This window comes from Roseibium sp. JB4-4, from assembly GCF_055693425.1.
This window is the reverse complement of sequence record NZ_CM146333.1, coordinates 5,224,252-5,250,192: the sequence shown is the minus strand read 5'-3', so window position 1 is coordinate 5,250,192 and position 25,941 is coordinate 5,224,252. Positions and strand designations below refer to the sequence as shown.

Genomic DNA, 25,941 nt, shown 5'->3' with positions numbered 1-25,941 from the left:
ATTGATTCGATTTCGCGCAAAATGAGCCGGTCAAATCGATGGTTTTGCCAGATTGGCGGTCGGGGGTTTCCAAAACCGATTTTGCCTAAGTGCTAATACTTAGGCAATTCAACGTAACCAGTTACATCCTCTGATATTTGATTTTTGAGAAATCGTACGCCCAGATAACGTCTGGGTTGCATCTGTAGCCAAAAACATCAAATTTATCAGTTTGTTAAGCCCAGAAACTCTTAATCACCTCAAGATTTTATTTGCAGTTCGTGATGCTAAGAGGTGTGGGGCATGGAACGACTTTTGAGTACGGTCAGGATTGGACCGAGAATTTATGCTGGGTTTGGCGTCATAATCCTTCTGCTGGCTCTGCTGGCGGGAACGGGTTACTTCGGTCTATCGAATTCAGAAACGACATTTTCGGAATATCGGGGCCTGGCGCGCGATACCAACCTGGTAGGACGCCTGCAGGCAAACGTGTTGATGACGCGGCTTGGCGTGAAAGACTTTGTCATCAAAAGCGATGAGGCAGCGATTAACCTCGTCAAAGAGCGCCTCGCCAAGGCGCAGTCTTTCCACAAGGAAGCTGAAGTCGAAATACAGGATCCAGAGCGTGCCAAGGGGATTCTCTCGATCGGCGGCGCATTGGGTGAGTACGGCGTCGGTTTCGAAAAAGTAATCGCCCTGCAAGCCAAGCGCAACGAAGATGTGGCAATCCTGAACGACAAAGGTCCTGCAATTCGCAAGGAAATCACCAAAGTTGCGGTGAGCGCTTTTGAAGATGGTGATGCGACGGCAACTTATTGGGCCGGGCGTGTTCAGGAGAGCTTTCTGCTTGGAAGGCTCTATGCCCAGAAGTTTCTGATCGTCAATGATGCTGAATCGGCAGAGCGCACTCAAAAAGAGTTTGAGAAAACGGCTGAGGAGCTCGCCACACTGCTTGGAGAGCTACAGAACCCCAATCGGGTTGCCGCAGCAAAAGCCGCACAGTCTGGCCTTGAAGAGTACCGCTCAGCGTTTGGACTGGTCGTCGAGCACATCACGGCGAGAAACGAAATCATCCAAGGAACGCTGGACAAGATCGGACCGCAGATTGCCAAAACGGTAGAAGACGTAAAACTCAGCGTGAAAGCCGATCAGGATCAGCTTGGGCCGGAAGCCGTTGCGAGTATACAGGCCACAGAACGGATGGAACTTGCGATCGGTGTGGCGAGCCTGTTGATCGCGGTTTTTGCTGCGACTGTGATTGCGAAATCCATTGTCAAACCAGTCCACTCCATGACTGCTGCAATGCAGCAGCTGGCCGATGGCAGTATCGATACCGAGGTCCCGGCGACCGGTTTCAAAGACGAAATTGGTGAAATGGCTAAGGCTGTTCAGATCTTCAAGGACAATGCCGTTGAACGCCAGAGGCTGGAAGGGGAATCTGCCGAAGAGACTGCGAAGCGGGTTGAACGGCAGCGCAAGATCGACCGTTTGATCAACTCGTTCAGGGACGAATCCGGAGGGTTGCTCGATTCAGTAGCAGACAACATGGATCAACTGAACAACACGGCCAGTGACCTGGCAGATATTGCCGAACTCACCTCAGGACAGGCAAATGGTGCAGCAACTTCCTCCGGGAATGCATCAGAAAATGTTCAGTCGGTTGCATCCGCAGCAGAAGAGCTCGGCGCGTCCATTCAAGAGATTGCCCAGCAGGTCAATCGCACGATGGAAATTGTCGACAAGGCAACAAGTTCGGCTCAGTCAACAAACCATCAGGTATCCGGACTGGCAGAGGCCGCACAGAAAATCGGAGACGTCGTCAACTTGATTTCCGACATTGCAGGCCAAACAAACCTGCTCGCGCTCAATGCCACCATTGAGGCTGCAAGAGCTGGTGAAGCTGGTCGGGGCTTCGCTGTTGTTGCTTCTGAAGTCAAACAGCTGGCCGAACAGACTGCAAAGGCGACCGAGGAAATCAGTTTGCAAATCTCCGGCATTCAAACATCAACAAATGAAGCTGCAACGGCCATTGACGAGATCGCAACGACAATGGAAGAGGTGAACAGCTTCACCACGAACATTGCATCTGCTGTCGAAGAGCAAGATGCGGCAGCGAAAGAAATCAGCCGCAACGCACAGTTGGCTGCCGCCGGAACGTCCGAGGTCTCCGAAAACGTAACCCAGGTGAATTCGGCAGTCGTCGACACGCGTCGGTCGATCGAGCAGATGCGGTCCGCCTCGACCGCCAGCACCGAAAACTCGGCATCCTTGAAACTCACAGTGGATCGTTTTTGGAGAATGTTGCCGCAGCATAGCGCCTCATTGCGATCATCGAGAAAACCCGTGAAGGCCTGGCTCTATGCCAGGCCTTCACTTCGTTTAGCCCCAATACTCTTTCGAACGGCCTCCCCTCTTTTGCCGGACACTTGAAGTTCGCATTTTCCTGTCGGCTCAGCCTTGCGCTATGCGTTCCCCCAACTCACTGTTGGTCATGGCGCGGCCGTCAAGGTTCCAGGAACCGTCAACCGTGTGAACCAGGTTCGTAAAGATCCGGTCCCGCGGAAGTGTGCCACTTGCGGCACCCTCAATGATGTCTGTCGCTTCCTTGAAGAAGCCGACTTGGATGTCCCGGTCCGCTAGCGCGAAGGACGGCGTTTTGCACTCAAGCCAGGCAGCAGACACGGGCTCGCCCCCTGAAAGAGCATCGCGCTTTTGAAGCGTCTGAATTTGCATTGTAACATTCGGCGTCATGACCTTGTTTCCGGCCAATCCATGCCATCTCAGGAATGCCTGGGTAATCTTGCGGCCTGCCGCGGCAGCTGCATCGGCGTCAAGGACGCCCTCTGTGTACGTAAAAGTCAAAGGCATTAGAACCTGTCTCCATATTTAAATATAACGTTCGTTATATTTTCTGACAAACCCCATATATGTAACGATCGTTATATCTTCAAGAAAAATATTGCGATCGTTATATAAATTGAGGCCGGACGAAGATGACAAAACAGAATATGCGGAAGGCGGAAACGCGGAAGGCCCTTCTGGAAGCCTCCAGTCGGATGTTCAAGAACGAAGGATTTGACGGTATCGGCGTTGACGGCATCGCGAAGGCTGCCGGAGCAACCTCGGGAGCATTCTATGCGCATCTGAAATCCAAAAACGATGCATTCCGTATCGCACTTGAAGCGGGGCTGGACGAGGTTATTGAGACAATTCCAGACTATCAAAAACAATATGGCAATGGCTGGGTAGACGCATTTGCGCGGTACTACCTGAGTGCCGCACATCGCCAGGATCGGGCTTGCGGTTGCGCCATGACAGCAATGTCACCCGATGTCGCACGGGCAGATGCGGACACCAGAGCGCTCTATGACCTTAAGATGGATCGCATTGCAGATCTGATTGCTCGGGGATTGCCAGGTGAAAACACTGAAGACAGACGAAAATCTGCCTGGGCATTCCTGAGCATCCTCATAGGCGCGCTCACCACATCACGTGCAATAGCTGATGAGAGCCTGGCTGAAGAAGTGGCCGAGGCGACACTGCCGGTCGCCCTTAGGGCAGCCTCCGGGCATGAAATCAATTAGAACCGCTCGTTGGTTCGGTCAGGCCACGGCCATTTTCATGGTCCTGACGTGTGATCCGATAGAAGCGGCATGAAACACCATGTTTGATCATATCCATCCACGGTCTAAGCCCTGCCTTTTCCATAACGGCGAAGGATTTTTCGTGCTCCGACGCGGCATAGGCGAACATCTGATCTTCAGTTCTGTGCGAGAAGAACCAATCTACCAGCGCCCTTGCAATTTCGCTTGCGTATCCTTGTCCCCAATACGCTCGTTTCAAACTATATCCCAGTTCATATCCGTCCGGTTTGTCCGGCCAGGAGAACCCTGCCCGTCCGATAAAATCGCCATCAATCGTTTCAAGCTTCCATTTGCTGATGCCTGTGCGCTGATGATCTTCCACATAGGATTTCAATCGCCGGCGAACTTCCGCATCCGCCATCGGTGCAAGGCCGGGCGAATGGTAACGGTTCACCTCAGGATCTGAGTGCAGGTCATTCAGCAATTCATAATCCGTCTCCAGAAACGGCGTTAGCTTGAGACGCCGTGTCACCAGTATCAGATCGGACAAGGAGGCGTTCTCCCATCAAAAGAAAGGCCCGGTCCTCTTCAAGTCAGTCAGGCTTTAAGAAGCTTCGGCTCGTCAGGCACTCATCAAATATGACTGCATGGAGGGACTGAGCATCTGAAACAGATCCGCCTGCATTCCGTCAATCGCCTTGCTTTCGCGATGATAGAACCCGGCATCCTGAATCGCTTCGCGCATGTCACGATTATCGGTGCGAACAACCGCGACAAGATGTGAAAAGTAGGTGTTTTTGAAGAACCAGTCGGAAAGGCCTTTGCAGAGGCGCTTGGCAAGGTTCTCATCCTGCTCAAGCACGTCGGTATAAAGGCAATAGTTCAAGCTGATCTCAGAGGTCTCAGCGAGTGGGGTAAACCCTGCCCAACCGATAAACTTGCCGTCCTCCGCTACAGCCTTCCACTTGGCAAAGCCATGATCCGTCTGGTTCTGCAATGCAGTGCGGACCAGTTCCGCAGCATCGACCACGACGCAATTTGTAGAAGTATCATTGCAAAGGTTGCCATAAGGGTCGGAATGAAGGTCTTTGACGAGATTAATATCTGCAGGAGACAATGGAACAAGCCGCACTGAACCGCATTCGAGAAAAATCGTCTGCACCGTGTCCTCCCTTTAATGGCGATATCCCGAGACCGAAAAACATCTGACAACATGCCGTCTGCAAGGTATTGCCATGTAACTTTAGATTGTGCCTTCCCGAAGGCAGACAAAAGTATAATGTCAATAATGGCAAAAATATATTCGCATTACCAACAGGTTAGCGAAATAGTACGCGTTGCAGCGCACACCCCACAGGTTGACGGATCAATTTCCGGCGAGGCCCGGCAACTCTTCCAAATCGATTCCAACTGAAGGATCAATCCTTTGCCAATCGGCCATCTGATTACGGAACCAGGTTTCCTGTCGTTTTGCATATTGCCGCGTTGCAACAGTGAGCCTGTTGATAGTTTCTTCAAGACTGACTTCCTGCGACAGCAAGCTCCGGATTTCGGCGATTCCAATTGCGCGCATACCGGGCAGTTTTGGCGAAAGCCCCTTGTCCAGCAATGCCCTGACTTCAGCAATGCCTTCCTCGCTGACAATCAGTTCAGCGCGCCTCGCGATACGTTCATGGAGCCAGGCTCTGGGCGGGGCCAGTACCAGGCGCAAAGAGTGTTCGGGAGACAGAAAAGGAGCTGCATGCTGAGCTTTTTGCAAGACGTTGAGCGGTTGCCCGGTTGCAAGAATGACTTCCAGAGCACGCGCAAGCCGTTGCGGGTCGGCAAGTTCACTGGCAGCAGTTACGTCCCCGGCATCGACAAGTGCTTTTCTGAGCCCTTCGACCCCTTCTCTATCCGCCAGATCGCGAGCCCTTTCGCGAATGTCCTCCGGTATTTCCGGCAGCTCTGCAAGACCCTGCGTCAAAGCCTTGAAATAAAGACCCGTACCGCCAACCATGATCGGCACTCGTCCTTGGGACCAAACGGCCTCCATTTCTGCGCTTGCCAATCGCAACCAGGCACCGGTGGAAAAGGCCTGTGATGCCGGCAAGACACCATAAAGACGATGTTCTACCTCACGCTCTTCGCTCGAGGATGGTCTTGCACTAACCAGACGCAAGTCTTCGTAAAGCTGCATGGAGTCGGCATTAATGATCACTCCATCCAGTCTTTTGGCAAGATCCAGGGCCAAAGCGGACTTGCCGCTCGCCGTGGGTCCGGCTATCAAAATGGCGCGCCACCCGATTGTTTTCTTCCTCTTGTCTTCCAAGGCTTCATCCATGTCTCTTGTCGCCACCCTGGTTTCTACTCCAACGGCTCCTGCGGTGAGCGCTGATCTCATCGGCAAAGCGGAGGCTGCTCTTGGAGTAACCGGTTCCGCGACTGTGCTCAATCCAGGTGTTGCAGCCGATATCCGTTTTGAAGGTCCGAATGCAAGTGCCGCTGATACGCTGCTTCGCGATGTGATCGGGCGTGCACCGGTTGACGTTTTTATCCAGGCCCCCGACAAACGCCGTAAGAAACTGCTGATCGCTGACATGGACTCCACCATGATCCGGCAGGAATGCATCGATGAATTGGCGGCCGAACTTGACCTGAAAGGCAGGATCTCGGAAATCACCGAGCGCGCAATGCGCGGCGAGATAGAATTTGAGCCCGCATTACGGGAACGGGTTGGCCTTCTTGAAGGTTTACCAGTCTCCGCGATCGACACGGTTCTGAGCAACCGCATCCAATTGATGCCCGGTGGGCGGACAGTTGTACAGACCATGAAGTCGGACGGTGCCTATTGCGCGCTTGTGTCGGGTGGTTTCACACATTTCACAAAAGCCATTGCCGCAATGATCGGCTTTGACGAAAACCAGGCCAACACATTGCTCGAAGAGAACGGCAAATTGAGTGGCAAGGTCGGTGAGCCGATCCTCGGCCGGGACGCCAAACGCGCGCGCCTTGAATATCTGGTGGCCGAGAACGGTCTGGACTTTGAAGACACGCTGGCAGTTGGTGACGGAGCAAACGATCTTGCCATGATCGAGCGCGCTGGATCAGGAGTTGCTTATAGAGCCAAACCGGCCGTTGCTGCAGCCGCTGATTTCCGCATCGACTACGGTGACTTAACAGCCCTTCTCTATCTTCAAGGATACGCCGAAAAGGACTTTGTGCTGAGCTAGAGGTCACCACTAAGATCAAAAAAGGCGCCGTCACCGGCGCCTTTTTCTTGTTCTGAACGGTCCTTTTCGGACTATTCGTCCTCAATTCGCACTGGAACGAAGCGAACATCGCCTGAGGGGTTGGCCAGCAACAACAAGGCAGACCGGCGTCCGCCCTCCTTGAGCTTCTCAATCTCAGCTTCGACATCTGCAGGTGTTTCCACCGGTTCCTGAGCGACTTCCTTGATCACGTCGCCCGCCTGGACACGCTTTTCTTCTGCGGAAGACCCAGCCTCGACTTCAGTTACCACAACGCCAGTGACATCAGCTTCGATGGAGAACTGCTCGCGAAGCTCATCATCGAGTTCAGAGAGCGTCATTCCGAGAACTTCGCTTTTCTCGACCGGCTTTTCTTCCGGCTCTTCTTCAGTTGTCGCACTGGCTTCGGTGACGTCGTTTTCTTCCAGACGCTCAAGAGTGACGCTGATGGTCACTTCTTCACCTTTGCGAAGAACGATAACCTCCACGTCTTTGCCGATTGCCGTCTCGGCAACCATGCGCGGAAGTTCACGCATTGCTTCAACTTCATTGCCGTCGAATTTGATGATGACGTCACCCGGCTCGATTTCGGCTTTTGACGCCGGACCATCTTCAGTCACGCCGGCTACCAACGCGCCCATTGCCTCGTCCATACCAAGGCTCTCAGCGATCTCGTCGGTGACTTCCTGAATGCGCACACCCAGCCAGCCGCGCCGCGTTTCACCGAACTCCCTGAGTTGATCAATCACGCGTGTGGCCGTCTTTGCGGGAATGGCAAAGCCGATACCGATCGACCCGCCGGACGGTGAAATGATTGCTGTGTTGATGCCAACAACATTGCCCTGCATGTCGAACAACGGACCACCGGAGTTGCCCCGGTTGATCGATGCATCCGTCTGGATGAAGTTGTCGTAAGGGCCGGAATTGATGTCTCGGTTCCGTGCGGACACAATACCGACGGTGACCGTTCCCCCAAGGCCGAACGGGTTGCCGATTGCCATCACCCAGTCGCCAACACGTATGGCGTCTGAATCACCCAGGCTGACGGCTTTCAACGGCGTTTCGGGTACCACCTTCAAGACAGCCAGATCGGTCTTTTCATCCGTTCCGAGAATTTCCGCCTTGAGCTTGGTACCGTCGTTGAAGTTCGCCGTAACCTCGTCAGCGCCTTCGATCACGTGATTGTTCGTGATGATAATGCCTTCTTCGCCATCGATCACGAAACCCGACCCAAGCGACTGAACGCGTCGCGGCTGGTCATTATCCCGGTTCTGTCGGTTGAAGAATTCCTCAAAGAACTCCTGGAAAGGAGACCCGTCCGGCACCTGGGGCATCGGCACGCTGCGCCTGCCCTGCACAGTTTGCGCGGTGGAAATGTTCACCACGGCATCAGCCAGGTTCTCCGCAAGGTCGGCGACGGAAACCGGGCCTTGGGCCTTTGCGGTCTGAACGGGTTGAAACGCGATCATTCCGCCGAGAACGATGCCCGCCGCTGCAAAGGCGATCCGGGACATTCGACGGCGAACAAAATTTGGAGCCATAGGGCTTTCTCCTCATCCGAGCCGATTGGACTGCGGTCCGACAGAAAAAGCCGAAACTGACAGCCGATGGGTTTCAATCAGGCCTGTTGTCCAAACCAGAATATAGAACGAGCGGGAGGATTTTGCCCCTCCCGCCCGAAAACTTTTCGTTATCCGCGTATGATCCACACAAGAAATAGTCCAATCACGGCGACGATCAGGCCTGTGGTGCGCAAAGTTCGGTCTGACGTTTCAAGCGCACTCCGCATGATGCTCTTCATGCCACCGGGCACCAGAGCATAGAGCACACCTTCCAGAACCAGCACCAAACCTAGCGCCGTCACAAGGTCATTCATTGCGCGGCGAGTGACGGTGCACCGGTAGAGATGCCCGACCCGCCGTTGTCATTGTCCGACTTCGGTGCATTGACGCCAGTTGGATCCTTGAAGAAGCGGAAGAAACTGGAATCCGGCGACAAGACCAGGCTGGTGTCTCCGGATCGCAGACCGGCTTCATAAGCCTGCATGGACCGATAGAAAGCGAAGAATTCGGGATCGGCGCCGAACGCTTCAGCAAAGATCCTGTTCCGCTCCGCATCACCATCACCTCGGATGATCTCAGAATCCCTGTTGGCTTCAGCCACAAGAACCGTCGCATCACGATCCGCACGTGAGCGGATCCGCCGTGCGGCTTCCTCACCCTGCGCGCGAAGCTCGGTGGCTTCCCGCTGACGTTCTGTCTGCATCCGCGCATAAATCGCCTGAGAGTTCGCATCAGGAAGGTCGGCACGGCGGATCTTGACGTCGATTACTTCAATGCCGAGTTCTTCGGCGTTGGCGCTCACATCACGGCGAATGGCTTCCATTGTGCCAGAACGGTCGTCGCGCACCAGAGCCACGAAACTTGTGCGGCCCAACTGTGACCGAAGAGACGATTGCAGCAGTGTCGAAAGACGGCGATTGGCAGTCAGTACAGTTTGAACGCGCTGGTAGAACAGTACTGGATTGGAAATCTTGTAGCGTGCGAAGGCATCCACAACGAGACGCTTCTTGTCCGAGGAGATCGGCTCCAGAGGCGGCATGTTGAGGTTCAGCACACGCTTGTCCAGGTAAACGACGTTCTGAACGAACGGGATCTTGAAATAGAACCCCGGTTCGGTTCTCGGTTCGTCGACAATCTTACCGAACTGCAGGACCAGTGCCTGCTGGGTCGGATTGACAATGAAGACTGACATGTAGGCACCAATGGCGACTACAACCAGAAAGAGGGCGAGCAATCCACTACGCATGATCAGTTCCCTCCTGTCCGAGCGGTCGGCGCATTGCCGCGGCCGTTCAGGTCATTGAGCGGCAGGAACGGCAGCACGCCGGAACCGGACGTTTCGTTATCGATGATGATCTTGTTGTTGGCTCCCAGGACCTTTTCCAGGGTTTCAAGATAGAGACGTTCACGTGTTACATCCGGAGCCTTAATGTATTGCTCGTAGATTTTGGTGAAACGCTGGGACTGACCGGTCGCTTCTGCGATCGTCTGATCCCTGTAACCGTTGGCGCCTTCCAGTACGCGGGCTGCTTCACCGCGCGCTTCCGGAACGATCCGGTTCGCATAGGCTTCGGCCTCGTTACTGATACGTTCCTGATCGGCGCGGGCCGCCTGAACGTCACGGAAGGATTCGATAACCTGTGCAGGCGGATCCACACGCTGCATCTGCACTTCTGCAATCTCGACACCAGCGTTGTAGCTGTCCAGCGTCGATTGCATCAAAGTTGCAACGTCGTTCTGAATGGATACGCGGTTTTCAGTCAGGATCGAGTCAATATTGGAAGCGCCGACGACTTCGCGCATGGCGCTCTCTGCAACCGCCTTGACGGTTCCGGCCGGTTCCTGGACGTTAAACAGGAAGTCCGTGATCCCTTGACGCGTGTTTTCGATACGCCACAGCACTTTGAAGCCGACGTCGACAATGTTTTCGTCGCCGGTCAGCATCAGGCTTTCTTCCTGAACGTCGCGTGCGCGCACAACACCGGAACTGGTAACGCTTTCCTCGGTTCCGACTGTGGTTTCACGCTGCAGCTCAACCTTTGGTGTATAAACTTCACCAATCGGATAAGGCCAATTGTAATTCAGGCCCGGAGGCGTCTGATCGGCAACTTCACCGAGCACAAGCTCAACGCCGACCTCGCCTTCGTCAACCACGTAGAAACCTGTTGCGAGCCAGACGATGGCAACAATGCCTGCAACAATCAACACGCCAAGAAAGCCGAGGCTTCCGCCGCCGCCACCCGGCAGTACGGTTTTCATACGGTCCTGCGTGCGTTTCAAAAGCTCTTCCAGGTCTGGCGGATTGCCGCCTCCACCCCGGTTCGGGCCACCGCCCCACGGACCATTGTTGTTACCGCCGCCGCCGCCGCCACCGCTGCCCCAAGGGCCGCCGTTGTTGCCGCCGCCTTTCCAGGGGCCACCGCCACCTGATTGATTGCTCCAAGGCATCAAAACTTCCTTCTGTGACATCCGGCAGCCTGCCGGATTTGGGCCCAGGACCCGTGGACCTGAGCCGCTTTTGACTCACCGTTGGTTATAGGGAGATTGCCCGTGGCTTTCAACGTAAAGCCCGGCGCTATTTCCCAAAGTTCGTAAACAGAACCAAACCATTTTGTCGGCGCACTTTCCCTCGCCGCAGGTGGGGTATCTCGGCGGTTCTGTCAAGGCCAAACAACGCGAGTTCCACCGGCCCTGTGTGAAACCTTTAAGGAAGGTGGACCATATCGACATGCGCAATGCCGTCTTCATCATACTCATCCGACACGGTCTGAAATCCCAGGGACTGGTAAAAGGCTTCCAGATGCGCTTGTGCAGAGACATGGATCTTGCATGCCGGAACCAGTACACGGGCCTTCGTGACGCCTGCCTGCATCATCTTTCTCCCAAGGCCTGCACCACGGCCCTCTGAAGCAACAACGACCCGTCCGATCCGAGCTTCAACAAGTTCAACGTCTGAGGAAAGCCGTATTGCGCCTACCAAAGCACCGGTATCGCGGTCTTTCACCAGATAATGCAGCAACTCGGGATCTTTGCCGTCAATGTCGGCATAAAACGACGCCTGCTCCAGAATGAAAATATTCTGGCGCAACCGTAAGAGTTCATAGACGTCGCGCTTGTCCATTTCGTCAAAAGTGACCCAGCGTGCATCGAAGTTTTCAGCAAGTGTCATGAAAATTCCACCGTGACTTCAGGTCGCCGCTTTGCGGCGGTACGTCACATAAACGAAATCGGCGCTGTCTTTTTCGCCTTTCTGTCCTGGCTCGCGGTGCGTCATTTCCCAGATGGACGGGTCGATTTCCGGAAAGCATGTATCTCCCTCAGGATCCGACTGGATTTCAGTTATCTCAAGTCTGTCTGCATGGGGCATGGCCTGATCATAGATCTGCCCCCCGCCTATGCACATGATTTCCTCAGCCTGAAGTTCGCTCGCAAGCTCTTCAGCCCGCTGCAGGGCTTCCTGGAGCGACGTAGCAGCTTCGGCTCCTGAGGGTGAATAGTCCGGATCGCGCGAAATCACGACATGGGGGCGACCGGGCAATGGCCGCCCTCCGAAAGACAAGAACGTCTTGCGGCCGAGAATTACAGGCTTTCCGATCGTCATTTGTTTGAAGCGTTTCAGATCACTCGACACTTTCCAGGGCATGTCGCCTTCCGAACCGATAATTCCGTTTCTGGCAACGGCTGCGACAAGAACGAGTTCAGGCAAGACCTACTCCGAATCCGGTTTTCAAATAGTTGGCCGCGTCCTAGCATGGATTGCCGCACCGGGAAAAATCTTCAGTTGACAGTCTTTGTGTCAAAAGACTGTCGGATCTGTCTCTTGGCAAACGTTCTTGACCGGAAATGTTTCACAAGGGAGCTTTTTAAAGATGTCCGACCTCATGGAAACTGTGCTTCTTGAGCGCATCCGCACCTTTATTCCTGACAAGGCCGTTGAGCAAAAACGCATGTTTGGCGGCACCTGTTTCATGGTCAACGGCAACATGCTGGTCTGCGCCTCAAAACGTGGCTTGATGGCCCGTGTCGGCAAGGAACAGGAAGCGATTGCACTTGCCAGACCTCATGCTTCGCCCTGTAGGCCGGCCGGCCGTCCCATGCCCGGCTTCATTCGCATCGAACCTGACGGCATTGATAGCGACAGCGATTTGAGAGACTGGATCGAGATGGCACGCGCATATGTCTGTGCTTTGCCACCGAAGGCGGCAAAACCTAACAAACGCAAGTCAGGGAGGACACATTGATGACCGAGCCCGGATTTCAGAAGGAAACTTTCGCGTTTTTGAAGGCCCTTGGGGCCAATAATTCCAAGGATTGGTTCGACGCAAACAAGTCGGACTATCAACGCCATGTCAAAAAGCCGGCCGATGTTTTTCGCCCGGCCATGAACAATGCGCTGCAAACGCTGACAGGTCATGAGATGACGTCCAAGCAGTTCCGTATCAACCGGGACCTGCGCTTTTCAAAGGACAAGACCCCCTACAACACCCACATCCGGATGGCCTTCTGGCCGGTTGGCGCTTCTTTTCAAGGAAGAGACGCGCAGCCTCCGAGCTTTTTCCTGTCGATCGAGGCGGATACCATTCGCTTCGGCACAGGGTGCATGGCATTTTCCAAACCCGTTTTGGGCGCTTATCTGACATTGCTGGAAAAAGGTGAAGGTAATAACATTTCAGAACTGCTCGCCCGCATGCGGTCCGGTGGTTTCGATGTCTCCGAACCGGATCTGGCCAATCCACCACGCGGATTTCCAAAGGACCGCGCCTATGCCGACCTTGCGCGGCACAAGGGACTGGCGGTCTGGAAACACCTTCCGGATACGAGCAGTTTGGAGGGCGGCAGCGCTGTGACAGCGCTCACCAATGCATGGAAGCCTACGTTACCCTTCTGGCAATATTTTGCTGACCTACAGGAAAAAACTTGATCCAAAGCGCTTTGGAAACTAAGACCATCGACACTCCCACCCTTAGAGACGAAATTCGATGGCAATATCCAAAAACTCGGCAGCGCGCTTTTCCAGTGACTTCCTGTTCGGCGTGGCAACCGCCGCCTATCAGATCGAGGGAGCTGCCAATGAAGATGGGCGCAAGCCAAGCATTTGGGATGCGTTTTCAAAGATGCCGGGACGGGTCTACAAGGGGCATTCGGGGGATGTGGCTTGCGACCATTATCATCGATGGGAAAGCGACCTCGACCTGATCCAATCTCTGGGCGTCGACGCCTACCGGTTTTCGATCGCCTGGCCTCGTATTCTGCCTGATGGACGTGGCCAGGTGAATGAAAAGGGTCTCGATTTTTATGATCGTCTTATCGATGGGATGGTTGAGCGTGGACTAAAGGTTTATCCAACGCTTTACCACTGGGACCTGCCACTGACGCTGGCCGGTTACGGGGGCTGGACTGCTCGCAACACGGCAGAAGCATTTGCCGAATATGCCGAAATCGTTGTCAAACGGCTTGGCGACCGCATGGACGCTCTTGCAACAATCAACGAGCCCTGGTGTATCTGTCACTTGAGCCACCTTTACGGCATCCACGCACCTGGTGAAAAAAGCCCGGAAGCATTTGCTGCTGCTGTTCACACATTGAACCTTGCGCATGGACTTGGTGTGGAGGCTGCAAGGTCAGTTCGTCCGGACCTGCCGATGGGCATCGTTATCAATGCTCATTCCGTCTATGCAGCAAGCGGATCGGCAGACGATCAACGGGCCGCAGAACGTGCCTATGAATTCCACAACGGTCTTTTCTTTTCGCCGCTCTTCGAAGGGTCGTATCCCGCTGAAGTGGTCGAAGCATATGGCGAGATGATGCCGATCGAAGAAGGCGATTTGAAAACCATCAATCAGCCTCTCGATTGGTGGGGCCTCAATTACTATACGCCGCTGCGAGTCAAAAACGATGGTACTGACAGCGCCCTTTATCCGCAGGCTGAAGTCGTTCCGCCCAAGCCCGGTCCGGAACTGACAGACATCGGCTGGGAGATCTACGAGACTGGCCTGTCCGACCTGATGACCGGCCTATACGAACGTTACAACCTACCTCCGATGTTCATCACCGAAAACGGCGCTTGCTACAACGATGAACTGGTGGATGGTGTTGTCAGAGACCAACGCCGGATTGATTATCTGGAAAAGCACTTTAGCGCCGTTGCCGAGGCCAGGGATGCGGGTGTGCCGGTCAAAGGGTATTTTCTCTGGAGCCTGATGGACAACTACGAATGGGCAGAAGGCTACAAGATGCGCTTCGGCATTGTGCATGTCGACTATGACACGCAGGCCCGCACGCTCAAGGACAGCGCTCTTTGGTACCGCGGCCTCATATCAGAGCATGTCAGCACCCGGTGATTTCACGAAGCGTTCCGGAAGTTGGCGAGTATGATCTCGCTCCACACACGCGTGGGCGGAATCCATGCCATCCAGTTGTTGTAGTTTCCTGAAAAGACGACCGCAGCAATGTCTGCTTTCGGGCAGAGGAACAAGCGCTGACCGCCATTGCCGAAACCGGCAAACCAAGGCGTCGGACCACCTAGTGCCGTGACCGGCGCCTGCCCGCAGAACCAGAAGTACCCATAATCCAGCCCTTCGCCCGTCGCCACGACCGGACGCAGTGAAGCACTCAGCCAGGCTTCCGGGATGACACGATGGCCCTCGTAAACACCGTTATTGAGCACCGTCCGTCCGATTTTCAGGAGATCGGGCGCCGTGAGCCGCAGTCCGGAGGCAGGAGAATGCGTGCCGTCCTTGCCCGCATTCCATTCGAACCGGTTGATGCCGAGTGGCCTGAACAGAGTTTCATTGGCAAATTCAGGCAAAGTCTTGCCTGTTCCCCGCTTCAGAATTTCACCAATCAATGCGGTTGCGCCGCCACTATAGACCCAGTGCCTTCCCGGCTCCTCCACGAGCGGCCGCTCGAGAACATAACGAAACCGGTCCGGCGCCATTTCCATAGCAATCTCGCTGTTCTCCGGGTCTGTATAGGGACGTGTTTCGTCCCACTCCATTCCAAGCGTCATGGTGAAAGCATGTTCGATGGTGCGCAGCTTTCGCTCAGGGTCCTGTGCAAGGTCTTGATAGTCTGGGAACAAGTCCAGTATCGGCGTATCCAACCGCGGCACGTCCCCTCTTTCCAGGGCGACGCCGTAAAGCAGGCTGACGACGCTTTTCGAGACGGATCTCAGATCGTGAAGCGTACCGGCGTCGAATGCGACCTCGCCGAGAGGCCGGCCCCAGTTTTCGTCCAAACCCCTGCCGTAGCTTTCCAGGATTGTCTGACCGCCCCTTTCTGCAAGCACACAATGCAAGAATGGCAACAAACCTGCCTCTTCGCCGGCCTGCAGTTTTCGTCCGATCATCGGGTCAAGGCCGCGCTCTTCTGCAATCAGCGCGTGGGGCGACAAAGAAAGACCGTTCTTAAAATCCATTTTTAAAATTCCTTGGAAAAAACTATTTGGGAACGAGGAGTTTCGGTCCGAAAAGCGAGCATTCTGTGACACCTGCAACAGCGCATGGAACTTCATCTTGACCTTCCACTCGCTGGAGCCACCATTGTTTCAAGTAGCTGGCGGAACCAGTCCATTCGGAGAACAAGAAAAGTGGATCGCAGAACTTTCCTAAATGCCTCACTTGCCGGAGCCACGGCGGCACTATTGCCACGTTTTGCGCTTGCCGCACCGCAGGGAGAGTATTTCGAGCTGACAGCAGCAAAGGGCAGCCAGCGCCTTTTTGGCGAAGACGGCGAACTTTCCGAACTTTGGCTCTACAACGGCCGTCTTCCCGGTCCCGAAATACGGGTCAAGCGCGGCGAACGTGTGAAAGTGCGTTTCATCAACAAATTGGATACGCCAACTTCGGTTCACTGGCACGGCATCCGTATCGACAACGCCATGGATGGCGTCGCGGGTTTGACGCAAGCCGCCGTCGCCCCGGGCGATAGCTTCGACTACGACTTCGTGGTTCCGGATACAGGTACCTACTGGTATCACGCCCACAACATGAGCTGGAACCAGGTACCGCGCGGTCTTGCCGGACCGCTTATTGTCGAAGACGACACTCCCGCCTTTTATCCCGACTGTGACATCACGATGATGCTGAGCGACTGGCGGCTGGATGAAGAGGGCCGCCTCGACACCAACAGTTTTGGAGCTCGACACGATTTTTCTCATGCAGGGCGGCTCGGCAATTGGTTGACCGTTAACGGGAACTCGCTTCCCGACATCCGATTGAAGAAGGGACATTGGCACCGGTTAAGGCTGATCAACAGCTCCGCATCCCGTATCCTGGACCTCGTCCCTGCCCGGTTCGGCGCCCGATTGATTGGGCTCGATGGGCAGTTATTCGATGCCCAGAGAAGTATTGACGACCTTGTGCAATTGTCTCCCGCACAGCGAATGGATCTGGTCATGAAGCCTGAGGCGAGCGGCACAATTCCATTCGAAATGATGACGGGACAAGCTTTCACTTTCGCAAATTTCATCGTTGAAGACGCCAATCCAAGTTCGGCAGATCTCAAACTGCCACCCAAGAACGCCTTGCCTGAACCTGATATGGAAAACGCACTACAGTTGCCGCTTGATATGGCAGGCGGCGCGATGGGCGGCATGCGGGCTCTGATGCGCACGCGCTCCGAAGACGATCTTCGGCAAATGATGTCCAAAGGACTTTTCTGGACACTCAACGACACGGCGGGCATGCCGGAGCGGCCAATGTTCACCGCCAAACGCGGTGAGACGGTCGTGTTGGACAGCTTGAATGAAACCGGCTTTCCCCATGCCATGCATATTCACGGGCACCACTTCCGGGTGCTTGAGCGCAGCGGCAAACAACTGGAACATCAGGACTGGCGGGACACGTTTACAAGCGATCCACAGGAACGGGTGAAGATCGCATTCGTTGCCGACAATCCGGGTAAATGGCTGATCCACTGCCACATGCTCGGCCATGCGGCCTCTGGCATGATGACCTGGTTTGAAGTGACCTGAGCTTGCCCAGGACTAAACCGCGATCGGCGCCGCAATATGCGGATGCGGATCATAGCCTGTAAGTTCGAAATCGTCGAACTTGAATGCAAAAAGATCTGTAACGTCTGGATTGATCTTCATGTCCGGCAACGCCCGCGGTGACCGCGTCAACTGCTCGCGCGCCTGATCAAAATGATTTGAGTAAAGATGCGCGTCACCGAATGTATGCACGAAATCGCCCGGCTTCAGTCCGGTGACCTGCGCCACCATCATGGTGAGCAACGCATAAGATGCGATGTTGAAGGGAACGCCGAGGAAAACATCGGCAGAACGCTGGTAGAGCTGGCAGGACAGTTTGCCATCCGCCACATAGAACTGAAACAGCGAGTGACACGGTGGCAACGCCATTTCATCGACGAGTGCCGGGTTCCAGGCCGACACGATCAGGCGGCGGCTCTCCGGACTGGTGCGGATCATGGTCAGCAGATTGGCAATCTGGTCGATTGAACGTCCGTCAGGGGCTGGCCAGGAACGCCACTGATAGCCATAAACCGGACCGAGCTCACCGTTTTCGTCCGCCCAGTCATCCCAGATCTTTACGCCGTTTTCTTTCAGATAACGTATGTTTGTATCGCCTGCCAGAAACCAGAGCAGCTCGTGAATAATCGATCTCAAATGCAGCTTCTTGGTGGTAATCAGCGGAAAGCCCCGCGAAAGATCGAAGCGCATTTGATATCCGAAAATCGAACGCGTGCCGGTTCCGGTTCGATCACCACGGTCAGCACCTTCTTCCAGGATTTTCGCCAAGAGATCGTGATATTCCTGCAAAGCCCGGCCCTCGATATCCAAAATTCAGCTGGTCAGCGCTAACTTGGCAGATTCTCAGGAAATCGCACCCCTTGGGTCCGACTTTCCCCAATTCCCGGTCAATCTGTGGATGAGCTTTCCCGGCAAAGCGGTTTCAAACCGGCGAAAACCCTTTCATTTCAGGACCGGAGCCCTTATATCAGGAGTGCTGGTTCGCCAGCTACGGCAATAAACTGTCAGTGCAATAAACCTATCGGACCCGGGGGCGGTACCCGGCGCCTCCACCCAAGCTCATGAGGCTTAAAACTCTGAAATCTCATGGGTTTCGGCGGGGGCGAAATAGGATCGACGAGGGCGTAAAGACTGTGCTTTTGCTCGGCATTGTACCACCGTTATCGGGCTGTCTTAATAGTTGCAAACGACAACTATGCTATGGACAACGCTGTCGCTGCGTAATGCAGTTCCAGTAGTCCTTTAAAGCCCTGCTGGATTAGCACCGGTAGGCGGGGTTCGGAGGCACCTGGCAACAGAAGCCTCCACTTGATTTTTCCAACTTTGTTGATTGATTGAACTGCCTTCGATGGCGAAGCCTTATAACATTATCGGGAATGGCGGATTAATCTGGGTTCACTTTGAAAAGAGCCTTTTCTTTTTGATCTCGGACCGTCAAAGTGCTGCTGATAGATGATATTTCCAGCGAGATTCGACGAAAACTGATGTCTGAAGACCTACTGCGATACGACATTTTGATCCAGGACGCGCTCCGCAGCGCTGTCAAAAAGATACTGGCTGAAGTCGGACGCACCGGCCTGCCCGGGGAACATCATTTTTACATCGCCTTCGACACCAACGCGCCAGGCGTTCGAATTTCCCAACGGCTCAAAGAACGCTATCCGCAGGAAATGACGATTGTGCTTCAACACCAGTTCTGGGATCTGGCAATTGGCGAACATGCGTTCGAAGTCGGCCTCTCCTTTGGCGGTGTCGCAGAAAAACTCCTGGTGCCGTTTTCGGCCATCAAGGGCTTTTTCGACCCATCCGTTCAATTCGCGCTTGAATTCGATCCTGGTAAGACAGCAGAAGAGCTTCCTGAAGAATTGCTGGAAGCGGTCGAGGAACTGGCCAAGGTTGAACAGGAGCACGAAGACAGCCAAGAAAAGCCTGATCCAAGTTCGATTGAAGCTGCCACGCAGGACGGCGTCAGCGATGACAAACCGGTTGCCATCCCGTCTGGCGATGGTGGTGGGGAAGTCGTTTCGCTGGATGCTTTCCGTAAGAAGACCTGATTTTCGGAGCCGGACTTATGAGCGCAGAGATCATCAATCTGCGTATGGCGCGCAAACAGAAAAGTCGGCAGGACAAAGACAAAGCAGCCGAAGACAATCGGCGCAAGTTCGGCCGATCCAAGGCAGAGCGAGACGCTGCCCGGCAGCGCCGAGAAGATCTCGAGACAAAGTTAGAAGGCCATCGTTTGGAAGGTGCGAAGCCTCCTGACGAGGACCTTGACGTCTGACCAGCATGGCATTGCTCAAACGCTCCCTCACCCTGCATGGACACCGCACCAGTCTGGCGCTGGAGCCCGAGTTCTGGGAAGTGGTGGACGAGCGGACACATTCCGAAAAACGTTCGCTTGCGGGACTTATTGCTGAAATAGACGACAATCGTGATCCCGATGACCCACTGTCCTCAGCAGTCAGGGTCTGGGTGCTGAAACAGATCCGATCAGGAGCGGATTAGAACCGCGTTAGCGTGCGCCGGGAAGAACAAGTGGCGCACCGACATCACGTGTTATCAGATCCTCAATGGAAACCGGAGGATCGAGCGGCGGCAGAGTGTTTGTCGGCTTGGCAGCGGGCGCTGAAGCCGGCGGTGACGGTGCCAAAGCATCGGAGCCCAACACGGCCCGGATGCGCTCGGCGAACGGCTCTTGGGCCTCCGTCGGCGGAGCTGCATTGCTTTGTCTGCTGGGCACAGGGGCAGCTTCCTGCGGAGCTGCTGAGTTGTCCTGACCCGCACCACCGGATTGTTCCCCTTCGAGGCGCAATCTTTCTTCTTCGGCTGCAAGAGCAGCCGCTTCAGCCGCCAGTCTTTCGCGTCTCGCTTGCGCTTCTCTTTGCTGCTTCAACTCTCGAACAAGCCGGTCACGCTCCATGATTTCCGCCTGGAGCTTTTCGACCCTCTCAACTTCCTGCTCAAACGCTCTCAAAGTCAGATAGGCGGTAAAAGGTGCAATATCGACACGCCGGGACGGCGCATCCAGCGCTCCCTCAAACAACAGACCAACCTGTGGCTCAGCTCCTGTCACTGCATTCTCACCCGGGTCGACCTTCACTGAAAAGTCCGCGTCCAGTTCGTTCGTTCCAAGATCAACTTCCGCAGATCCGAATATTTCTGCGCGCTGCGAATCCACAACTACATTTCGTGCACTCAGTCTGCCGCCGACAAGCGTCAATGTGCCATCGACGCGTTCGAATGGAAGGTTTCCGGCGGACATATGGCTTACGAATACCTCCCGTATCCTATCGTCCTGCAGATCCAGTCCGGCATCGACAGCGCGCGTCACGAGCGGAAAAGCTTGCGGGCTCAGGCTGCGGAAGTCGCCCTCTTCAAGCGCAAACGTGCCGCCACCGCTCAGACCCGTAACAATCGCGGAAATGGAACGTCCCGCCCCTTCGAATTCCAGAAAGAGATCAAGCGTTCCAGAAGCCACTGCCCGGTCACCCGGCCGCCAGACAACCTGCCGCAAGTCGCCGTTGTCGAGCTTCAGCCGTCCCGAAATCGCGGCTTCGGCCTCGGATCTGCGCAACGAAAGGCTGCTGGTCAGAGCCCCTCCTGCAAAAACACCATTCAAACCGTCAAGACGCATCATCACTGGGGTCAGTCTGAGTTCGGCATTCGGATTGGAAATCTCGAGTGTTTCGTCAATGATCATTCGATCAGCCTGGAGGCCAAGCGTAAGGTCAAACCCTTCAAGCAAGGGGGCGCCGAATGGAGCAGTCGGCCAGATACTCGACCCATCTCCGGCGGAGAACCATTGATCCGGTCCAAGAACAAGTTCACTCAGATTGCGAAGATCAACCTGGTTGAGTGTAAGTTCACCGGTAAACCGTCGGTTCCTTTCACCCGGCGCGGGCTCCATATCACCTTCAAGCCGCCCCTCAAACCTTGTTTCACCGATTGTTCCTGCGGCTTTGGTCAGCGCAAGAGCTGTCCCAACACCTTCAATTTCGAATTCCATTTCCGCTGGAATTGTTCCTGTCATGATCGGCAGCACGCGCCCGGCCATCAGCGCAAGCGGCGCCAGATCCGACGTTTTCGCACCGACCCGGAAGCGGAAGTCAGGATCGGTGTCCTTCTTCAATGTTACCGAGCCTTCAGAAATTAATTCTGAAGTACCAACCTGTGCAACGACATCGACATTCAGGCCTTCTTCCGGAACACCCTCGGCACTCAGTGACAGTTGCCCGGTGCCGCTGGTTTCAACTGGAATGATGTCGAAACCCAGCTGCTGGAGCAACTTGCTTCCATCGGGGCCGAGCATGGCAACGGATAGATTGACTTCTGCGTTCTGCCAATTGTCGACCCGACCTTTCAACGCTGCCTCAACTGTGGTCTCCGCACCTCCTGCCGCACCTTCAAGGCGCAGGGTCATTTCCGTCCCTTCCCCTGCCGCGGCTGCCTTAAGCTCACCATCGAACTTCGCCGGAACCAGACTACCAGCAGCTTTTTCAAGCCGTTCTGCAAAGGCCGTATCGGGAAAAAGGCTCCCGGTCAGGGCAACGAGGCCTGACAGGTCGCGCGCATCGAGCGTGCCGGTGACAGTGCCATCCGGAGCGGAAAACAGATTATCAATCCGACCTTCCACATCGAAGCGGGCCCCTGCCAGATCGTCGGCAAACAACCTGTCAATCCGGACACCGCCATCGGAATACTCTGCTTCCAAGGCAATGCCTTCACCCTCGACACCACGTGCGACCACTTCCTTGGCTCGCAACCTTACGGAAACGTCCAGACCTTCCGGGTCTTCCGTTTTGCCCGAGGCGTCGCGTTCCGGGCGCACGAGAGCCGCCAGACTTTCAATCTGGTCCAGGTCGAGCCGTTCAGCATCGAGACTGAGGGAGAACACCGAATTACCACTTCTGGGTTTCCGATAGGCGAGGCCACCCCGTGCTTCGGAACCCGAAAGCGTCAGCCTGAGATTGTCCAATGCGGCTCCTTCCGGAACCAGGTTCAAACGCCCCTCCAGCGATACGGGATCAATTGCTGTCACGCCGGTATCTCTTTGGCGCCACCAGCTCAAAAATGCACCCGGCTGCTCGGAGCTTACAGAAACAGCGCCGCGATAGGTCAGCTCGGGATCGAGACCAAGGTCACCCTGTGTCGCCACCAAGGTGCGGCCCGGCAAGCGCCCTGCCAGACGGGCAACGCGCCAGCCACCCAACATGGTTTCAAGATCAAGACGTACGTTTTGGATGATGCCGCCACCGGCCACAACTGCCGGCACATCCATCGAAAGGGCACCGTCGATCGGGGGAAGCGGCACAGCACGCAGCGCTGCGACCAATTGCCGGCTAGCAGTCTCCAGTTCGACAGGAGACTGGGGTCCACCGCCGAGCAGCCTGTCAAGATCTACCTGCTTGGACTTGGTGCGCACCTCAAAACGTTTGTCGCCCGCATAGACAAGGTCGGCACTGCCAGTCATGCCGAGGCGATTGTCTTCGGGACCATACCGGAATTCAAATGCTGGAATTGCAACTTCGGCAATGTCAGCGGTGAATTCGCCTTCAGCCTGCCAGATATTCCGGTCGTTTTCCTCTATCGGAACCGATGCGATATTGAAGCTGCCGCCAAAGGCAGGAGCAGCATCCACCTCGTTGAGCATTCCGTCGAAAGAAAAATTCACCGGGCGATTTGTTGGTGTTACTTCACCCTTGATCCGCAGGCCCGTGTCTTGCTGGGCACGGCCTGTGGCAAGGCTGATATTGTATGGCGCGCCGTTGATCGAAAGACTTCCCGCCGCCTTGAAAGGACCCGCCAATGAGCGGGCACTAACAGCAAGATTGCCATTGTCGATCCTGTGGATTGCTCCGGAACGGGCATCAATAATCGAGAGAGCACCGTCACGCACAGTCACCTTTTCGAAGGCGATGTCTTCAGGCGGCAGTTTGGACAGGGCCCCGCTGGAAGTGATTGCCGTCAACCAGTCCAGTCGCCCGCCTTCATCAAGAGAGAGCGACAGGTGCGGGCGGTCGAGTTCCATATCCAGAACCCGGATCTCGCCTTTCAGAAGCGGTGGCAACTCGATCCGAACATTGAATTGCGACACAACAAGAAGCGGATCTTCGGCCTCGCCGACGCGAACATCGGAAAAGCTGATGGACGGTGCTGGAAGCAAACGCAGATCCGCTTCGCCAAGCACCGTCACCCTGTGTCCCAATGCACGCTCTGCGTAGGTCTCGAAGGTAGACCGGTAGTTGGTCCAGTCGACAAAAAACGGCCCGACCAGTGCGGTAACCAGCACCAGAATGACGGTAATTCCCAATGTGATGTAGACGGAGTTCAGGCCTTGTCTCCTTATGCTCCCTGGTCACCGTAAGTTACGCGGGATAGATTTAGCCTAACTGTGCTGCACTGCAAACACAGTATCATAAAACGGTCTTTGCTCCGGCGGGTTTTCGCACTTGGCCGCCGAAGCTTAACGATCTGATTCGACACAATATCACGACTGCGGCAGTATCTTGCCCGGATTCATCACATTGCCCGGATCAAGCGCCTGTTTTAAGGCCAGCATGACATCAAGAGCTTCTCCGTGCTCCCGGCGCAGGTATTTCTGCTTACCCTGGCCAACGCCATGTTCACCAGTACAGGTACCCCCCATATCGATGGCACGGATGGCCAGGCGTTCGACAAATGCTTCAGTCCTGCGCTTTTCCTCCGGGTCATCGAGATTGACCAGGATCTGAACGTGGAAATTGCCATCACCAACATGGCCTACGATGGGAGCGAGAAACCCTTCAGCCCGGATATCTTCCGCTGTTGCCGACACGCAATCGGCAAGCCGGGAAATCGGGACGCAGACGTCCGTCACCATGACCTGTGCATCCGGCTTCAATGACTTGCCTGCCCAATATGCGTCATGACGCGCGGCCCAGAGCTTCGACCTTTCCTCCGCAACCGTGGCCCAGTCAAACGGACCGCCGCCCATTTCCTCAGCAATGGCCGAGAAGGTCTCGGATTGTTCCCGCACATTGGCTTCAGAGCCATGAAATTCAAGAAACAATGTCGGTGTCTCGGCCAACTCAAGCTTCGAATAGGCGTTGCAAGCCTTCACCTGAAGACTGTCCATCAGTTCGATCCGGGCAACAGGCAATCCCATTTGAATTGTCGTGATAACCGCGTTGCATGCTGACTGGACATCGGGAAAAGGACAGACACCGCCTGAAATCGCTTCTGGTTGACCATACAGTCTTAGCGTTAGCTCCGTAATGATCCCGAGCGTACCTTCCGACCCAACGAAAAGCCGGGTCAGGTCATAGCCGGCAGAAGACTTTCGCGCACGTCCACCGGTTCGAATGATCCGGCCGTCCGCCGTCACGACCGTCAGGCCAAGGACTGCGTCTTTCATCGTCCCATAACGGACCGCGTTTGTTCCGGACGCTCGCGTTGCGGCCATACCGCCGAGACTCGCATCCGCCCCCGGATCAATCGGGAAGAACAACCCGGTATCGCGGATATAACTGTTTAGTGTCTTGCGCGTAACGCCAGCTTCTACCCTGCAATCAAGGTCTTCACCGTTGATTTCCAGCACCTTGTCCATTCGGGATAGATCGATAGAGACACCACCAGACGGCGCGTTGACATGACCTTCCAGCGAAGATCCTGTGCCAAAGGGGATAATTGGAACATGATGCACTGAACAGATCCGGACGGCCTTTGCGACTTCTTCCGTTGACAGCGCAAAGATAACCGCATCAGGCGGCTGGTTTTTGAGCCACGTCGTTGTATGGGCATGCTGTTCTCGAAGCGCATGCGAAGTTGAAAACCGCTCACCGAAAAGATCGCTCAGTTGCGACAACGCCGCACCGAAACTTTCAGGCTGACTGGCGTCTTGCACGTCATCCAATGCGTTTGCCAAATCAGACATTTATTCCATCCTCCACGGGTCAGGGTTGCTGGCCGACGCCATGCTTACCAACGCAGAATATGTGAGCAGATCATCAAAAGGTCAAAGTGGAAGTTGCGTGCTAAGACACAGTCGAGGGCAAAGTGGAGAAAGGTGCTGACTATGACGGTGGAATGGGAACACGAACCGATCAAGAGCAAGGTCATGATCGTGCAGGAGGACTGGATTGACTATAACGGCCACCTGAATATGGCCTATTACAACGTTTTGTTCGATAAAGCCGTTGATGAGATCTTTCTTGGTCTGGGCCTTGGCGCGGACTACGTGAAAACTAGAAACGCTTCATTTTTCACAGCTGAGACCCATGTTTGTTACCTGCGTGAACTCAGTGCAGGGATGCCCGTGACAGCAACACTTCAGTTGATCGACTTCGACCACAAGCGCGCCCATTTTTTCCAGGAGCTTTGGCACGCAGAAGAAAACTGGCTGTCTGCAACGATGGAACAGTTGAGCCTCCATGTGGACATGTCGGCTAGAAAGGTTGCTGATTGGCCGCAAGATGTCTTTCAGAACCTTTCTGCCCTTGCCAAGGCGCATGAAAGCCTGCCGCGACCGGCGCGCAGCGGAAGACGCATTGAAATTCGGAAATGACGTCAATCAAGCGTCAAGACATCAATCTCCAAGCAACCTTTTCTCAAATTTG

24 protein-coding genes, 1 other RNA gene and 1 pseudogene are annotated in these 25,941 nt (G+C 55.0%); 12 read left to right on the top strand and 14 right to left on the bottom strand.

Annotated features, from left to right (window positions below; genetic code table 11):
- Window positions 1-1,245: 1,245 nt before the first annotated feature.
- Window positions 1,246-2,121 (top strand): annotated as a pseudogene (locus tag ACZ1HV_RS24635) (methyl-accepting chemotaxis protein); the annotation flags it as partial.
- Window positions 2,122-2,430: 309 nt separating this feature from the next.
- Here the strand turns inward: ACZ1HV_RS24635 and ACZ1HV_RS24630 are convergent.
- The gene (locus ACZ1HV_RS24630; RefSeq protein ID WP_298822205.1) at window positions 2,431-2,847 is read right to left on the bottom strand and encodes a 4-oxalocrotonate tautomerase; all 417 of its coding nucleotides are present in this window, start codon (window positions 2,845-2,847) and stop codon (window positions 2,431-2,433) included.
- 125 nt (window positions 2,848-2,972) lie between these two features.
- Here ACZ1HV_RS24630 and ACZ1HV_RS24625 point away from each other — a divergent pair, with 125 nt between their 5' ends.
- Window positions 2,973-3,563: a TetR/AcrR family transcriptional regulator gene (locus ACZ1HV_RS24625; RefSeq protein WP_298822204.1), complete on the top strand. Its 591-nt coding sequence runs from the start codon at window positions 2,973-2,975 to the stop codon at window positions 3,561-3,563.
- Here the strand turns inward: ACZ1HV_RS24625 and ACZ1HV_RS24620 are convergent.
- The 3 genes from ACZ1HV_RS24620 to miaA all read right to left on the bottom strand — a co-directional run bounded on the left by ACZ1HV_RS24620 (window position 3,556) and on the right by miaA (window position 5,886).
- Complete coding sequence (locus ACZ1HV_RS24620) at window positions 3,556-4,113, bottom strand: GNAT family N-acetyltransferase (RefSeq protein ID WP_472716607.1); 558 nt, start codon at window positions 4,111-4,113, stop codon at window positions 3,556-3,558. The two genes, ACZ1HV_RS24625 and ACZ1HV_RS24620, sit on opposite strands and share 8 nt — an antisense overlap.
- Before the next feature lie 72 nt (window positions 4,114-4,185).
- Window positions 4,186-4,725, bottom strand: a complete 540-nt coding sequence (locus ACZ1HV_RS24615; protein WP_298963878.1) for a GNAT family N-acetyltransferase — start codon at window positions 4,723-4,725, stop codon at window positions 4,186-4,188.
- 204 nt (window positions 4,726-4,929) lie between these two features.
- Window positions 4,930-5,886 carry a tRNA (adenosine(37)-N6)-dimethylallyltransferase MiaA gene (gene miaA / locus ACZ1HV_RS24610; RefSeq protein WP_472716606.1) on the bottom strand — a complete coding sequence of 319 codons (957 nt, stop codon included), beginning with the start codon at window positions 5,884-5,886 and terminating at the stop codon, window positions 4,930-4,932.
- Here miaA and serB point away from each other — a divergent pair.
- The gene (gene serB / locus ACZ1HV_RS24605; RefSeq protein WP_298822200.1) at window positions 5,885-6,775 is read left to right on the top strand and encodes a phosphoserine phosphatase SerB; all 891 of its coding nucleotides are present in this window, start codon (window positions 5,885-5,887) and stop codon (window positions 6,773-6,775) included. The two genes, miaA and serB, sit on opposite strands and share 2 nt — an antisense overlap.
- Window positions 6,776-6,846: 71 nt before the next feature.
- Here the strand turns inward: serB and ACZ1HV_RS24600 are convergent, their stop codons facing one another.
- From ACZ1HV_RS24600 to ACZ1HV_RS24575, 6 genes are all read right to left on the bottom strand, one after another.
- Window positions 6,847-8,334, bottom strand: coding sequence for a Do family serine endopeptidase (locus tag ACZ1HV_RS24600; protein WP_298986357.1), 1,488 nt, complete (start codon window positions 8,332-8,334; stop codon window positions 6,847-6,849).
- Between the two features lie 149 nt (window positions 8,335-8,483).
- Window positions 8,484-8,657 carry a DUF2065 domain-containing protein gene (locus ACZ1HV_RS24595; RefSeq protein WP_366142371.1) on the bottom strand — a complete coding sequence of 58 codons (174 nt, stop codon included), beginning with the start codon at window positions 8,655-8,657 and terminating at the stop codon, window positions 8,484-8,486.
- Window positions 8,658-8,665: 8 nt separating this feature from the next.
- Complete coding sequence (gene hflC, locus ACZ1HV_RS24590; RefSeq protein ID WP_298822197.1) at window positions 8,666-9,601, bottom strand: protease modulator HflC; 936 nt, start codon at window positions 9,599-9,601, stop codon at window positions 8,666-8,668.
- 2 nt (window positions 9,602-9,603) lie between these two features.
- Window positions 9,604-10,803, bottom strand: a complete 1,200-nt coding sequence (gene hflK / locus ACZ1HV_RS24585; protein WP_298963874.1) for an FtsH protease activity modulator HflK — start codon at window positions 10,801-10,803, stop codon at window positions 9,604-9,606.
- Window positions 10,804-11,059: 256 nt separating this feature from the next.
- Window positions 11,060-11,524 carry a GNAT family N-acetyltransferase gene (locus tag ACZ1HV_RS24580; protein ID WP_472716605.1) on the bottom strand — a complete coding sequence of 155 codons (465 nt, stop codon included), beginning with the start codon at window positions 11,522-11,524 and terminating at the stop codon, window positions 11,060-11,062.
- A gap of 18 nt (window positions 11,525-11,542) precedes the next feature.
- Complete coding sequence (locus tag ACZ1HV_RS24575) at window positions 11,543-12,061, bottom strand: dihydrofolate reductase (RefSeq protein WP_472716604.1); 519 nt, start codon at window positions 12,059-12,061, stop codon at window positions 11,543-11,545.
- 163 nt (window positions 12,062-12,224) lie between these two features.
- Between ACZ1HV_RS24575 and ACZ1HV_RS24570 the strand changes: the two genes are divergently transcribed.
- The 3 genes from ACZ1HV_RS24570 to ACZ1HV_RS24560 are packed head-to-tail and all read left to right on the top strand — an operon-like array spanning window position 12,225 to window position 14,696.
- Window positions 12,225-12,596, top strand: coding sequence for a TfoX/Sxy family protein (locus ACZ1HV_RS24570; RefSeq protein ID WP_472716603.1), 372 nt, complete (start codon window positions 12,225-12,227; stop codon window positions 12,594-12,596).
- Window positions 12,596-13,276 (top strand): DUF2461 domain-containing protein, encoded by a 681-nt coding sequence (locus ACZ1HV_RS24565; protein ID WP_472716602.1) that lies wholly within the window; start codon window positions 12,596-12,598, stop codon window positions 13,274-13,276. Before ACZ1HV_RS24570 ends, ACZ1HV_RS24565 begins: the two co-directional genes overlap by 1 nt.
- A 58-nt stretch (window positions 13,277-13,334) precedes the next feature.
- Complete coding sequence (locus ACZ1HV_RS24560) at window positions 13,335-14,696, top strand: GH1 family beta-glucosidase (protein ID WP_472716601.1); 1,362 nt, start codon at window positions 13,335-13,337, stop codon at window positions 14,694-14,696.
- A 2-nt stretch (window positions 14,697-14,698) separates the two neighbouring features.
- Here the strand turns inward: ACZ1HV_RS24560 and ACZ1HV_RS24555 are convergent, their stop codons facing one another.
- On the bottom strand, window positions 14,699-15,772 hold the full coding sequence (locus ACZ1HV_RS24555; protein WP_298822189.1) for a serine hydrolase domain-containing protein: 1,074 nt from the start codon (window positions 15,770-15,772) through the stop codon (window positions 14,699-14,701).
- A gap of 171 nt (window positions 15,773-15,943) precedes the next feature.
- Here ACZ1HV_RS24555 and ACZ1HV_RS24550 point away from each other — a divergent pair, with 171 nt between their 5' ends.
- Window positions 15,944-17,329 carry a multicopper oxidase family protein gene (locus ACZ1HV_RS24550; RefSeq protein WP_472716600.1) on the top strand — a complete coding sequence of 462 codons (1,386 nt, stop codon included), beginning with the start codon at window positions 15,944-15,946 and terminating at the stop codon, window positions 17,327-17,329.
- A 12-nt stretch (window positions 17,330-17,341) separates the two neighbouring features.
- Here the strand turns inward: ACZ1HV_RS24550 and ACZ1HV_RS24545 are convergent, their stop codons facing one another.
- Window positions 17,342-18,136 (bottom strand): thymidylate synthase, encoded by a 795-nt coding sequence (locus tag ACZ1HV_RS24545; protein WP_472716599.1) that lies wholly within the window; start codon window positions 18,134-18,136, stop codon window positions 17,342-17,344.
- Between the two features lie 147 nt (window positions 18,137-18,283).
- Here ACZ1HV_RS24545 and ssrA point away from each other — a divergent pair.
- The 4 genes from ssrA (at window position 18,284) to ACZ1HV_RS24525 (ending at window position 19,852) form a co-directional block, all read left to right on the top strand.
- Window positions 18,284-18,656: a transfer-messenger RNA gene (gene ssrA / locus ACZ1HV_RS24540) on the top strand.
- 175 nt (window positions 18,657-18,831) lie between these two features.
- The gene (locus ACZ1HV_RS24535; RefSeq protein WP_298822186.1) at window positions 18,832-19,401 is read left to right on the top strand and encodes an SspB family protein; all 570 of its coding nucleotides are present in this window, start codon (window positions 18,832-18,834) and stop codon (window positions 19,399-19,401) included.
- Between the two features lie 17 nt (window positions 19,402-19,418).
- The gene (locus ACZ1HV_RS24530; protein ID WP_298822185.1) at window positions 19,419-19,628 is read left to right on the top strand and encodes a DUF4169 family protein; all 210 of its coding nucleotides are present in this window, start codon (window positions 19,419-19,421) and stop codon (window positions 19,626-19,628) included.
- Between the two features lie 5 nt (window positions 19,629-19,633).
- Entirely contained in the window at window positions 19,634-19,852 is a 219-nt protein-coding gene (locus ACZ1HV_RS24525) for a ribbon-helix-helix domain-containing protein (protein WP_472716598.1), read from the top strand.
- A 7-nt stretch (window positions 19,853-19,859) separates the two neighbouring features.
- Here the strand turns inward: ACZ1HV_RS24525 and ACZ1HV_RS24520 are convergent, their stop codons facing one another.
- On the bottom strand, window positions 19,860-23,636 hold the full coding sequence (locus tag ACZ1HV_RS24520) for an AsmA family protein (RefSeq protein WP_472716597.1): 3,777 nt from the start codon (window positions 23,634-23,636) through the stop codon (window positions 19,860-19,862).
- Between the two features lie 198 nt (window positions 23,637-23,834).
- Window positions 23,835-25,259: an FAD-binding oxidoreductase gene (locus tag ACZ1HV_RS24515; protein WP_472716596.1), complete on the bottom strand. Its 1,425-nt coding sequence runs from the start codon at window positions 25,257-25,259 to the stop codon at window positions 23,835-23,837.
- A 141-nt stretch (window positions 25,260-25,400) separates the two neighbouring features.
- On the opposite strand from ACZ1HV_RS24515, the gene ACZ1HV_RS24510 reads away from it, so the two are divergent.
- On the top strand, window positions 25,401-25,889 hold the full coding sequence (locus ACZ1HV_RS24510) for a thioesterase family protein (RefSeq protein WP_472716595.1): 489 nt from the start codon (window positions 25,401-25,403) through the stop codon (window positions 25,887-25,889).
- The last annotated feature ends 52 nt before the right edge of the window (window positions 25,890-25,941 follow it).